The 12,048-nt window shown below is 55.8% G+C and carries 11 protein-coding genes; 7 read left to right on the plus strand and 4 right to left on the minus strand.

Features of this window, described 5'->3' with window-relative positions; genetic code table 11:
- Window positions 1–250 precede the first annotated feature (250 nt).
- Together mobB and mobA are read right to left on the minus strand one after the other, a co-directional pair.
- Window positions 251–763 (minus strand): molybdopterin-guanine dinucleotide biosynthesis protein MobB, encoded by a 513-nt coding sequence (gene mobB, locus CYR32_RS14750; RefSeq protein WP_101825739.1) that lies wholly within the window; start codon window positions 761–763, stop codon window positions 251–253.
- Window positions 760–1,332 carry a molybdenum cofactor guanylyltransferase MobA gene (mobA, locus tag CYR32_RS14755; protein WP_338152919.1) on the minus strand — a complete coding sequence of 191 codons (573 nt, stop codon included), beginning with the start codon at window positions 1,330–1,332 and terminating at the stop codon, window positions 760–762. The genes mobB and mobA overlap by 4 nt, the downstream gene beginning before the upstream one ends.
- Before the next feature lie 145 nt (window positions 1,333–1,477).
- On the opposite strand from mobA, the gene CYR32_RS14760 reads away from it, so the two are divergent.
- The 5 genes from CYR32_RS14760 (at window position 1,478) to spfP (ending at window position 6,989) form a co-directional block, all read left to right on the plus strand.
- Window positions 1,478–1,747, plus strand: coding sequence for a YihD family protein (locus CYR32_RS14760; protein WP_101825871.1), 270 nt, complete (start codon window positions 1,478–1,480; stop codon window positions 1,745–1,747).
- 42 nt (window positions 1,748–1,789) lie between these two features.
- Window positions 1,790–2,779, plus strand: a complete 990-nt coding sequence (locus CYR32_RS14765) for a serine/threonine protein kinase (protein WP_101825741.1) — start codon at window positions 1,790–1,792, stop codon at window positions 2,777–2,779.
- A 28-nt stretch (window positions 2,780–2,807) separates the two neighbouring features.
- Entirely contained in the window at window positions 2,808–3,431 is a 624-nt protein-coding gene (gene dsbA / locus CYR32_RS14770; protein ID WP_101825743.1) for a thiol:disulfide interchange protein DsbA, read from the plus strand.
- 550 nt (window positions 3,432–3,981) lie between these two features.
- Window positions 3,982–6,777 (plus strand): DNA polymerase I, encoded by a 2,796-nt coding sequence (polA, locus tag CYR32_RS14775; protein WP_101825745.1) that lies wholly within the window; start codon window positions 3,982–3,984, stop codon window positions 6,775–6,777.
- 164 nt (window positions 6,778–6,941) lie between these two features.
- Window positions 6,942–6,989, plus strand: a complete 48-nt coding sequence (gene spfP, locus CYR32_RS22140) for a small protein SpfP (RefSeq protein ID WP_071892919.1) — start codon at window positions 6,942–6,944, stop codon at window positions 6,987–6,989.
- A gap of 133 nt (window positions 6,990–7,122) precedes the next feature.
- Here the strand turns inward: spfP and yihA are convergent, their stop codons facing one another.
- A complete protein-coding gene (gene yihA, locus CYR32_RS14780) occupies window positions 7,123–7,770 on the minus strand; it encodes a ribosome biogenesis GTP-binding protein YihA/YsxC (RefSeq protein ID WP_101825747.1) in 648 nt (215 codons plus the stop codon).
- Window positions 7,771–8,428: 658 nt separating this feature from the next.
- On the opposite strand from yihA, the gene yihI reads away from it, so the two are divergent.
- Together yihI and hemN are read left to right on the plus strand one after the other, a co-directional pair.
- A complete protein-coding gene (gene yihI, locus CYR32_RS14785; RefSeq protein ID WP_101825749.1) occupies window positions 8,429–8,983 on the plus strand; it encodes a Der GTPase-activating protein YihI in 555 nt (184 codons plus the stop codon).
- A gap of 185 nt (window positions 8,984–9,168) precedes the next feature.
- Complete coding sequence (hemN, locus tag CYR32_RS14795) at window positions 9,169–10,542, plus strand: oxygen-independent coproporphyrinogen III oxidase (RefSeq protein WP_101825751.1); 1,374 nt, start codon at window positions 9,169–9,171, stop codon at window positions 10,540–10,542.
- Between the two features lie 90 nt (window positions 10,543–10,632).
- Here hemN and glnG read toward each other — a convergent pair whose 3' ends face one another.
- Complete coding sequence (glnG, locus tag CYR32_RS14800) at window positions 10,633–12,045, minus strand: nitrogen regulation protein NR(I) (RefSeq protein ID WP_101825753.1); 1,413 nt, start codon at window positions 12,043–12,045, stop codon at window positions 10,633–10,635.
- Window positions 12,046–12,048 lie beyond the last annotated feature (3 nt).

A 12,048-nucleotide genomic window follows, 5' to 3' on the forward strand; every position in this document is an offset into this window, starting at 1 on the left:
CCCATGCGAGAGTAGGGAACTGCCAGGCATCAAATCAAGCACGAGGCCATCCGCAAGGATGGCCTTTTTGCTTTGGGATAAATTTATAAGAAAGCTTAAGCTCAGGGTACAAAACCATTAATCCAGCAGGCATAGTTAACTGTCAGGCAGGAAAGCCTGTGTATAAAAACGCATACTATCCTCCTCCTTTCTGATCTTTTCCCTTTCCTTCCTGTTACCGGCCTTATACAACCACGGCATTTCGGCAAATCTATGACTTTTCAGTTAACCAGCGCAGGATAAAAGCCGCGATATGCTGCGGCTGATTAAGATCTAACTCAGGAATGCCAGCCGTTACCGACCTGTTGCTTGCAAGTGCAATAACATGTTGATCAATAAGATCATCTATTGGCTTACCCACCTCAGCGCGGTAAAGGGCAATTTTGGGAACAGGCTCGTGTTTGAACCCTTCCACTAAAATGAGATCGATCTTGCTGCTGTCAAAACGGCTGGCGAGAGAGAAGAGATCCGGCTCCGTAGCCTCCTCTGGCGTCTCCGTCATCAAGGCCCAGCGCTGGGAACTGGCAACCATCGTTTGTAAGGCACCCGCCTTACGCAGCTCATAGCTGTCTTTGCCTGGCGTATCGACATCCACATTATGATGGCTATGTTTAATCAACCCTACCCGGACTCCCTGTTGCGTCAGTAAAGGGATCAGTTGTTTGAGCAGTGTTGTTTTTCCTGTGCCGCTGTAAGCGACAATACCCAATAACGGCACTGTCATCGTGTTCTTTCCTGTAGATCTGAAGGCGTATTGATATTTTGAAACGCCTGCGGCTGCTCGCGGAAATAAACGGCCTGTGCTTCAGCTTGTTCAAAAAAGAGCATCAGCTTACGGTCGCCCCGTTGAAGGAATTGCTCAAGGGGTTGTGCAATGCGCCGATGCAACAGGCATAACGTCGGATGCGCGCGTACACCATCATGGGCATAAACGGCTGCTGCCTGCTGACGCCCCGACCATAAACGCGCAATCAAATCGGTTGGCAGAAAAGGGACATCACAAGGCACAAAAGCGACCCACTCCGTCTCACTCTTTTGTAGCCCGGTTAATATGCCCGCCAGCGGCCCCGCAAAGCCGGGAAAGGTATCGGTATAGGCAGGATAAGCCTGGCGATACTCAGCCAGATTGCGGTTAGCACTGAGGATGATTGTTGTCAGCTGCGGCTGCAGGCGGTCTGCGACGTGCTGATAAAGGGGTTTGCCATGTAGAGGGAGTAACCCTTTATCATTTCCGCCCATGCGGGTCGCCTGCCCGCCGCAAAGTATGACCCCGGTGATCGCTGTTGGTATCACGTCATCGCCTCCTGTTCACTGATATTACAATTGTAACGCCATGCGGGTCAGGGGGAATGATTTACTTTTATTGACAACTCCTGCCCTTTTACTCGAAGGGCATCCCTGCTACTTTGTCCGTTTCCTCCAGAGAAAGGGCATTGTCATGAATAGCCATCGGATCAATGAACTGATTGCGTTGCTTCAGCCGGCATGGGAAAAAGACGCCGATCTTAATTTGCTGCAATTCCTGCAAAAGCTGGCACAAGAGAGTGGTTTTCAGGGCAAAATAACCGATATGACAGATGACACCTTAATTTATCATCTTAAAATGCGGGGCAGCGCGCAGACTGAGGTTATTCCCGGCCTGAAAAAAGACTACGAAGAGGATTTTAAAACAGCTATTTTGCGGGCCCGCGGCGTCATTAAAGAGTAATGACAGTGCCTTTCCCTATTAAACGTTTCACCCCATGAGCCTATGACGACAACCCCTGCCTTTAATTTCCATGCCCTGACGCCGGATCTCATTCTGGATGCATTACAGCATGTGGGTCTTTATGCCGAATCCGGCCTGACTGAACTCAACAGCTATGAAAACCGGGTTTTCCAGTTTATGGGAGAATCCCGTCAGCGCTACGTCGTAAAATTTTATCGGCCGGAACGGTGGAGCGAAGCGCAATTGCGTGAAGAGCACGCCTATGCAGCAGCGTTAAATGAGGCGGAAATCCCGCTCATTGCTCCATTGTCTCTTGCCGGTGATACCCTGAACGCTTATCACGGTTACTTTTTTGCGGTGTTCCCCAGCGCAGGCGGCCGGCAATATGAAGTAGATAATCTCGATCAGCTGGAGATGGTAGGGCGTTATCTTGGCCGTATCCATCAGATTGGCAGCCAGGACGTGTTCAAGGCGCGCCCAACCCTGGGGCTGGATGAATATGTGATCCATCCCCGGCAGGTACTGGAAACGTGCGCACTTATCCCCGATGGTCAGCGCCACGCCTTTCTGGCGGCAGCAGACAACCTTATCAACGCGATTCAGCAGCACTGGCATACCCAGTGGCAGCCATTGCGTCTGCATGGGGATTGCCACCCCGGGAATATCCTGTGGCGTGACGGCCCCTGTTTTGTGGATCTGGATGATGCGCGTAACGGGCCTGCGGTACAGGATCTCTGGATGCTATTGCATGGGGATAAGGCGGAGCAACGGATCCAGCTCGACATCCTGCTGGAAGCCTATGAAGAATTCAGCGGGTTTGATCAGCGTGAACTGGCACTGATTGAGCCGCTGCGTGCCATGCGGATGGTGCATTATCTGGCCTGGGTGGCGCGTCGCTGGGAAGATCCTGCGTTCCCACGCAGCTTCCCGTGGATGACAGAGGGAAGTTTCTGGGAGCGCCAGACGGCGGTTTTCAGGGAGCAGCTTAACCAATTGCAGGAACCGCCTCTGCAATTAACGCCTATGTATTAATAGTCATATCAACGGAGAACAAGGAATTATGAAGAAGATATTTTTAGCGTTGGTGGGAATGGTGCTGGCATTCAGTGCTTCGGCCGCGCAATTTTCAAATGGGGATCAATTCGTCACCCTGGATAAGCCGGTTTCGGGAGAGCCGCAGGTACTGGAGTTCTTCTCGTTCTATTGCCCGCACTGCTACCAGTTCGAAAAGATTTATCATATCTCTGACACCATTAAAAAGAATCTTCCTCAGGGCACCAAAGTGACCAAATATCACGTTGAGTTCCTTGGCCCGTTGGGTAAAGAGATGACGCAGGCGTGGGCAGTGGCAATCGCCCTGGGCGTAGAAGAGAAAGTTGCCCCGCTGATGTTTGATGCCGTGCAGAAAACCCAGGTAGTACAGACGCCGGATGATATTAAAAAAGTCTTTATTCAGGCCGGTGTGACCTCAGAAGAGTATGACTCTGCCTGGAACAGCTTTGTAGTGAAATCCCTGGTTGTACAGCAGGAAAAAGCCGCAGCTGACATGGGCCTTCAGGGTGTGCCTTCCATCTTTGTTAACGGCAAATATATGGTCAAAAATGATGGCCTGGATATGAGCTCGATGGATATCTACAGCAAGCAATACTCTGATGTTGTGAACTTCCTGCTGACGCAAAAATAATATCCCTGTGATGACATTGAAAATGCCGGATTATCCGGCATTTTTTTATGGCGTCATAACGTTGCCCTGACTCGCTATTTTTATACGCTTCCCGCTCATCCCTCTGTTCCCGTAACCCGATTGCCGCCTGCTGCTGTGTTGATAAATAAGCCGTGTTAACAAGAGCCACAACAGAAAGAAAATATGAAAAGGAGTGTCTGCGGCTGGGGAAAAGCGCATTAATTGCACCGGCGCTTATTTAACCGTTTCAGGCAAAACGGAAATCTGTATAAAGTTATATCCACATTGGCTATAACGCTAAAAAAAGCGATCCTGGCGTTTTGATCTCACATAGTTTTATGATTTATAAGCTAAAAAACCAAATAACGCCGGGTAAAATACCCGGTGTCGCATTTGCGTGATCTTTTATGCACAAAGTTATCCACAATATTGATCCTGCGGATCAGTGCGCAAATGATCGGATTGATCGGGGCGTCAGGCCGCCAAAGGTTCGCCTTTCTCGCCAGCTATGGCATCCTTAGTAGATTGACCGATGACGAAAAGAGTCGCTATGGCACATATTGCAGAAAATCCCCTGATCCTGGTTGATGGGTCCTCTTACCTCTACCGCGCCTATCACGCCTTCCCACCGTTGACCAACTCCGCCGGTGAGCCGACGGGCGCGATGTATGGCGTGATCAACATGCTCAAGAGCCTGTTGCAGCAGTACCAGCCCAGCCATGTCGCCGTGGTGTTTGATGCCAAGGGCAAGACCTTCCGTGATGAACTCTTTGCTGAGTATAAATCGCACCGCCCGCCGATGCCGGATGACCTGCGCGCCCAGATCGCCCCGTTGCATAATATGGTGAAAGCGATGGGGCTGCCGTTGCTGGCGGTCTCCGGCGTGGAAGCGGACGATGTGATCGGCACGCTGGCCCTGCAGGCGGAAAAAGCCGGCCATGCAGTGCTGATCAGTACCGGGGACAAAGACATGGCCCAGTTGGTCACACCGAATATCACGCTGATCAACACCATGAATAACGCGATCCTCGGCCCTGAAGAGGTGATCACCAAATACGGCGTGCCGCCGGAATTGATCATCGATTTCCTGGCGCTGATGGGCGACTCCTCCGATAACATTCCGGGCGTGCCGGGCGTGGGTGAGAAAACAGCACAGGCGCTGCTGCAAGGCATCGGTGGGCTGGATGCGCTCTACAACAATCTGGAGGGCATCGCCGGCCTGAGCTTCCGTGGCGCGAAGACCATGGCGGCGAAGCTGGAGCAAAACAAAGAGGTGGCCTACCTCTCCTACCAACTGGCTACCATCAAGACCGATGTGGAACTGGATGTCACCTGCGATGAGCTGAATGTCATGGCCCCGGCCACGGACGAACTGCGTGCGCTGTTCCAGCATTATGAGTTCAAACGCTGGGCCAGCGATCTGGATGCCGGCAAATGGCTGATTAACAAAAAAGCCCCAACGTCAGGCAGCCGTGGCGCGGATGAAATCGACATCGATGTGCCGGTGCCGGAGGTAGAACGCGCCCAGCTGGCGCAGGATGAGTACGTGACCCTGCTGACCGAGGCGGAACTGGATGCGTGGCTGGAGAAGCTCTCGGCGGCAGAACAGTTCGCGTTTGATACCGAGACCGACTCCCTCGATACCCTGACCGCGAATCTGGTGGGCTTGTCTTTTGCTATCGAGCCAGGAAAAGCGGCTTATCTGCCGGTTGGCCACGATTACATTGATGCGCCCGATCAGCTTAATCTCGACCTGGTGCTGCAAAAGCTCAAGCCGCTGCTGGAGAGTGAAAAAGCGCTGAAAATTGGCCAGAACCTGAAGTTTGATCAGGGCGTCCTGAAGCGCTACGGCATTGAGCTGCGCGGTATCGCCTTCGATACCATGCTGGAATCCTACGTGCTGGACAGCGTCTCCAGCCGCCATGACATGGATACGCTGGCCGATCGCCATCTGGGCCATACCACCGTCAGCTTTGTTGAGATTGCCGGCAAAGGTAAAAATCAGCTCACCTTTAACCAGATTGCGCTGGAAGAGGCGAGCCACTACGCCGCGGAAGATGCGGATGTCACTCTGCAACTCCATCAGGCAATGTGGCCCAAAATTGAAGCCAGCGAAGGGCTGCCGAACGTCTTCCGTGAAATCGAGATGCCGCTGGTGCCGGTGCTGTCCCGCATGGAGCGAACCGGGGTATTAATCGATAAGTCGATTCTGGCAGCGCATTCGGTGGAGCTGACCGGGCGCCTGGGCGAGCTGGAAAGCAAGGCGCACGAACTGGCGGAAGAGCCGTTCAACCTGTCGTCCACCAAGCAGTTGCAGGCGATCCTGTACGACAAACAGAAATTGCCGATCCTGAAAAAGACGCCGGGCGGCGCGCCGTCCACCAATGAAGAGGTACTGGCCGAACTGGCGCTGGATTACCCGCTGCCGAAAGTGATTCTCGAATACCGCAGCCTGGCGAAGCTCAAATCCACCTATACCGACAAGCTGCCGCAGATGATCAACCCGGCCAGTGGCCGGGTGCACACCTCGTATCATCAGGCGGTCACGGCCACCGGGCGGCTTTCATCCAGCGATCCGAACTTGCAAAACATTCCGGTGCGCAATGAGGAAGGGCGGCGCATCCGCCAGGCGTTTATCGCGCCGGAAGGGTACAAGATCGTGGCTGCGGACTACTCCCAGATTGAGCTGCGCATCATGGCGCACCTCTCGCAGGACAAAGGGCTGCTGGAGGCCTTTGCGGCCGGTGAGGACATCCACCGTGCCACGGCGGCGGAAGTGTTCGGTATGTCACTGGAGAGCGTCACCGGTGACCAGCGCCGCAGCGCCAAGGCGATTAACTTCGGCCTGATCTACGGCATGAGCGCCTTCGGCCTGTCGCGCCAGCTGAACATCCCGCGCAACGAAGCTCAGCGTTACATGGACAAATACTTTGAGCGCTATCCTGGCGTACTGGCCTATATGGACCGCACGCGTAAACTGGCTGCGGACAAAGGGTATGTCACCACGCTGGACGGCCGCCGGCTCTACCTGCCGGACATCAACTCGAAAAACGCCATGCGCCGTAAAGGGGCGGAACGTGCCGCGATCAACGCCCCGATGCAGGGCACCGCCGCTGACATCATCAAGCGTGCGATGATCGACGTGGACGCCTGGCTGCAACAGCAACAAGACCCGCACGTCCGGATGATCATGCAGGTGCACGATGAACTGGTATTTGAAGTGCATGAGTCTGTGCTGGACGAGGCGTCAGAGAAGATCCGGTCGCTGATGGAGCAGAGCATGCAACTGGACGTGCCGTTACAGGTCGAGGTTGGGGTAGGGGAAAACTGGGATCAGGCGCACTAAACGGCCATAACCTAAGCATTTTTTGTAATTAAGCTACATCATAAGCAGAAGATATGACGATATATGCCGCAAAAACGCCGGATATTGTGTAAGTAAACTACAAAAATTTCTTTTGCCCTTTGAAAAAATGTTGTAGAGTTAGCGGTGTAGGGTACAGAGGTAAGATGTTCTATCTTTCAGACCTTTTACTTCACGTAATCGGATTTGGCTGAATATTTAGCCGCCCCAGTCAGTATTGACTGGGGCGTTTTTTATTGGGCAAAACGCAGCCCGCCTGCCTTTTTCCGGCAGCTATAAAAAAAGACAGCACACCGGCTGTCTTTTTTTGTCTCAGGGCTTTTGCAACTACGCTTCTTCGTCACCCATTTCATCGGCAACGGCCGGCGGCAGCTCGCTGAACCAGGTGTCCAGTTTCTGGCTCAGTTTATCGACGCCAATCTTCTTCAGCGACGAGAACGCCTCTACCTGAATATCACCCATGAACGCCAGTACCGCTTCGCGCACCATGTTCAGCTGCGCCTTACGCGCACCGGATGCCAGCTTATCCGCTTTGGTCAGCAGCACCAGCACCGGCAGATCGACCGCCACGGCCCACTGAATCATCTGCTGATCGAGGTCTTTGAGCGGGTGGCGGATGTCCATCAGCACCACCAGGCCTTTCAGGCAGTTACGCTTTTGCAGGTATTCACCCAGCGCTTTCTGCCATTTACGCTTCAGCTCTTCCGGGACTTCGGCATAGCCATAACCCGGCAGGTCAACCAGGCGCAGGCCCGGCTGTAGCTCAAACAGGTTGATCAGCTGAGTACGGCCCGGCGTTTTACTGGTACGCGCCAGGCTCTTTTGGTTGGTCAGGGTGTTCAGCGCGCTGGATTTCCCCGCGTTGGAACGCCCGGCAAATGCAACTTCAATGCCTTCATCCGCAGGCAGGTGCCGGATGTCCGGAGCACTGGTGACAAAGTGGGTCACCTGATAGTTATAAGTTCGGCTGGTCAAAATGTGGTCTCCGTAAGGCTAAATATCTCTGGCTGGCGATTATAACTGCATCGTTACTAAAAGCGGCATGTTTGTGGGTTTTAATCCCTGTGGGCGGCGTAAATGCAGGCATTTTGCGGGTGGGCTGTAAGCGATCGGCTATCCGGTGTGGCAGCATTCGCTGATAATAGCGAGAGCGTTAAAGATAATGTTAATAGTTTCATAGAATTAGGTAAAACACCTGAAATAGCAGCCATCCAGGTGGGGTGGAGACAGGAAGCGTTTGCCGTAAAGTATCCGGTAACAGGACGCGCAGGCGCGCAGCCTTCCCATCAGGAAGCGGGGAGGCCAGGGAGAGCAGACAAGGCGTGTCACCTGTTGCCGGGAGGGCAGCATCAGAGGGAAGCGCACCGGGATGTGCAGGCAGGATGCAGTGGAAACGGCCGGTAAAGGATGATGCCGGTACGGGGAGCACGCAGGGACGGGGCGTAACAGGGAGGTGCCTTCTGCCCGGATAAAAAGGAATTTTGCCGGGCGGCAGGGCAAAAACAGCGCTTCCCTGATAAGGAAGCAGATAAAAAGGCGCCGGGACCTCCTGCCGCCTTTTTTCTTTGCCCGCTTTCTGCTAGATTCCGCCGCAATTCTATACTGAAATGATTTCCCCCTGAGAGCAGAAGCCATGAACCAGCCATCCAAAATGCCCCGTGCAAAAGCCGCGGCCCCGAACAGCAAAAATAAGAAAAAAAGCCGTGCCGAGCTGGATTTAGAAGCCCGCGATCGTAAGCGCCAGAAAAAGCGCCGCGGCCACGCGCCCGGCTCTCGCGCAACCGGGGAGACCGAACAGAAAAAAACGGCCACCCAGGAAAAACGTGACCCGCGTTTAGGCAGCAAAAAAGCGGTGCCGCTGGTGGTCGAGACGGTGTACGGCAACACGCCGAAAAAAGCCGCCAGGCCGCAGAAAGAGGCCAAACCGCGCCTGTCACCGGAAGAGGAATTGACGCTGCTGGAGAACGACCCGCGTCTGGATGCCCTGCTGGATAAACTGGACGACGGCGAAACCCTGAACGCGGAAGATCAGGCATTTGTCGATCAGACCCTGGATCGTATTGATGTGCTGATGGAACTGCTGGGCATTGAGCTGGGCGACGACGACGATGACATCATCGACGAAGACGAGCCGAAAGAGGACATGTACCAGCTGCTCAAGCGTGGAACCCCGAAAGACACTCACTGATTCATGGCCTGGATTATCCCGGTAATAACCCTGCTGCTTATGTGTTATATGGTGGGGTTATTGGGTAAACTGTGGCGGCTCTCGCAACGTAAAGCCCGTTTGCGCAGCGCTACCGCGGCCAGGCAGGTGAACCGCTCACCGCTTCCCCGACCCGGTAGGCAACGATACCGGAAGGAGTGAATGAGATGTCTGAGCAGGCTGTTATCTGGGATTCCGCCCTGATCCAAAAGTATAACCAGTCAGGGCCGCGTTATACCTCCTACCCGACGGCGCTGGAATTCCATCAGGATTTCGGCGCCGCTGATTTTCAGCGTGCCGCGGCACGTTACCCCGATCGCCCCCTCTCGCTGTACGTCCATATCCCGTTTTGCCATAAACTCTGTTATTTCTGCGGCTGCAACAAAGTGGTCACGCGCCAGCGGCATAAAGCTGAACAGTATCTGGTGCGGTTAGAACAGGAGATCCGCCAGCGCGCGCCGCTGTTCCGGGGCCGCCGGGTCAGCCAGTTGCACTGGGGCGGCGGCACGCCGACCTATCTCGACAAGGCGCAAATCAGCCGCCTGATGGCCCTGCTGCGTACTCACTTTACCTTCCTGCCGGAGGTTGAGCAGTCGCTGGAAGTTGACCCGCGCGAAATTGAGCTGGATGTGCTGGATCACCTGCGGGAAGAGGGCTTTAACCGCCTCAGCATGGGCGTACAGGATTTTGACAAACAGGTGCAGCGGCTGGTTAACCGCGAACAGGATGAAGCCTTTATCTTTGCACTGGTGGCGCGGGCGCGTGAACTGGGCTTCCGCTCAACCAACATCGACCTGATCTACGGCCTGCCGAAGCAGACGCCGGAGAGCTTCGCTTACACCCTGCAACGGGTAGCGGAACTCAGCCCGGATCGCCTGAGCGTCTTTAACTATGCCCACTTGCCGTCGCTGTTTGCCGCCCAGCGGAAAATCAAAGAGACCGATCTGCCGGATGCGGCGCAGCGCCTGGCGATCCTGCAACAGAGCATCGCCTTCCTGACGCAGTCGGGCTATCAGTTTATCGGTATGGATCATTTTGCCCGGCCGGATGATGAACTGGCGATCGCCCAGCGCGAAGGCAAGCTGCACCGCAATTTCCAGGGCTACACCACCCAGGGCGATACCGACCTGCTGGGGCTGGGGGTGTCGGCCATCAGTATGCTGGGGGACAGCTACGCGCAGAATGAAAAAGATCTCAAAGCCTATTATGCGCGGGCAGAAGCCGGGGGCGAGGCACTGTGGCGCGGCCTGACGCTGACGCAGGATGACTGCCTGCGGCGGGATGTGATCCGCACGCTGATCTGTAACTTCAGCCTGGCGTTTGCCCCGCTTGAACAGCAGTACGGCATAAGTTTCCGGGATTACTTTGCCGAGGATCTGGCGCTGCTGGCACCGCTGGCCGGGGATGGGCTGGTGGCGCTGCGGGAGGACGGGCTGAAGGTGACGCCGCGCGGGCGGCTGTTGATCCGTAATATCTGCATGTGCTTTGACCGCTACCTGCGCCGGCAGGCACGCCAGCAGCAGTTCTCACGGGTGATCTGACGCCTGCCGGATAAAAAAACAGCCGCATCAGCGGCTGTTTTTTCATGTAAAGAGGTTTACCCGCGCGTCACACAACGCCGCGCGGTGCGCTTACTCCATGCCCAGCTCTTTCAGCTTGCGCGTCAGGGTGTTGCGGCCCCAGCCCAGCAGGCGCGCGGCCTCCTGTTTATGCCCCTGGGTATGGCGCAGGGCGGTGGTCAGCAGGGTGCGCTCCATCTCCGGCTGCGCCTCAGAGAGCAGGTTCTGGTGGCCGGAACGCAGGGCGCGATCGGCCCACTGTGCCAGCAGCGTGGCCCAGCTGTCCGGCAGGCTCTGGCCGCCGCTCTCCGGAGGGCTGGTTTCAAACAGCTCACTGGGCAGGTCCTGAATCAACACCTCCTGCCCGGCGGCCATCACCGTCAGCCAGCGGCAGGTGTTCTCCAGCTGGCGGACATTGCCCGGCCAGGGCAGGCGCGTCAGGGCCGTTTCCGTCTCGGGGTGCAGGTTTTTGGCCTCCACCCCCAGCTCTTTGGCGGCATCCTGCAGGAAGTAACGCGCCAGCCGCGGAATATCCTCACGGCGGTCGCGCAGCGGCGGCAGATGCACGCGGATCACATTCAGGCGGTGGAAAAGGTCTTCACGGAATTTCCCTTCCTGAACCCGCAATTCCAAATTCTGGTGCGTCGCGGCGATGATACGTACATCCACCTTGACCGGCGCATAGCCGCCGACGCGGTAGAATTGCCCATCCGCCAGCACGCGCAGCAGGCGGGTCTGCACATCCAGCGGCATATCGCCGATCTCATCCAGGAACAGCGTGCCGCCGTCGGCCTGTTCAAAGCGCCCCTGACGGATCTGGTTAGCGCCGGTAAACGCCCCTTTCTCATGGCCGAACAGCTCGGACTCAATCAGGTCTTTTGGGATCGCCGCCATATTCAGCGCGATAAACGGCAGCTTGGCGCGCGGGCTGTGGCGGTGCAGCGCGTGGGCCACCAGCTCTTTGCCGGTGCCGGATTCGCCGTTAATCAGCACGCTGATCGACGAGCGTGACAGGCGGCCGATAATGCGGAACACATCCTGCATCGCCGGCGCTTCGCCGATGATGTCTGCCGTCGGGCCGCTCACCGGCTGGCTGCGCGCCGGCTGTTGCTGCTCCTGATAGTGGCTGATGGCGCGCTCAACCAGTGCCACCGCCTCATCAATATCAAACGGCTTCGGCAGGTAATCGAATGCCCCCTGCTGATAGGCGCTGACTGCCGCATCCAGGTCGGAGTGGGCCGTCATGATAATCACCGGCAGCATCGGGTGGCGCTGTTTAATCTGTTTCAGTAATGCCAGCCCGTCCATGCCGGGCATCCGGATGTCAGACAGCAAAACGTCAGGGGTTTGGGTGGCGATGGCATCCAGCACATCGTTGCCGCTTTCAAAAGTGGTGCAGCTTAACCCCGCTCCAGTGAGCGCGCGTTCAAGCACCCAGCGGATGGAGCTATCGTCATCGACGATCCAGACTATCCCTCGTTGCATAGC

The organism is Chimaeribacter coloradensis, from assembly GCF_002858715.1.
In the GTDB taxonomy this organism is placed as follows: Bacteria; Pseudomonadota; Gammaproteobacteria; order Enterobacterales; family Enterobacteriaceae; genus Chimaeribacter; species Chimaeribacter coloradensis.

Excerpts from the sequence above, each read along its gene's own strand:
- mobB (WP_101825739.1), bottom strand. The coding sequence starts at position 763 with ATGACAGTGCCGTTATTGGGTATTGTCGCTTACAGCGGCACAGGAAAA.
- CYR32_RS14760 (WP_101825871.1), top strand. The coding sequence starts at position 1,478 with ATGAATAGCCATCGGATCAATGAACTGATTGCGTTGCTTCAGCCGGCA.
- CYR32_RS14765 (WP_101825741.1), top strand. The coding sequence starts at position 1,790 with ATGACGACAACCCCTGCCTTTAATTTCCATGCCCTGACGCCGGATCTC.
- dsbA (WP_101825743.1), top strand. The coding sequence starts at position 2,808 with ATGAAGAAGATATTTTTAGCGTTGGTGGGAATGGTGCTGGCATTCAGT.
- polA (WP_101825745.1), top strand. The coding sequence starts at position 3,982 with ATGGCACATATTGCAGAAAATCCCCTGATCCTGGTTGATGGGTCCTCT.
- yihI (WP_101825749.1), top strand. The coding sequence starts at position 8,429 with ATGAACCAGCCATCCAAAATGCCCCGTGCAAAAGCCGCGGCCCCGAAC.
- hemN (WP_101825751.1), top strand. The coding sequence starts at position 9,169 with ATGTCTGAGCAGGCTGTTATCTGGGATTCCGCCCTGATCCAAAAGTAT.
- glnG (WP_101825753.1), bottom strand. The coding sequence starts at position 12,045 with ATGCAACGAGGGATAGTCTGGATCGTCGATGACGATAGCTCCATCCGC.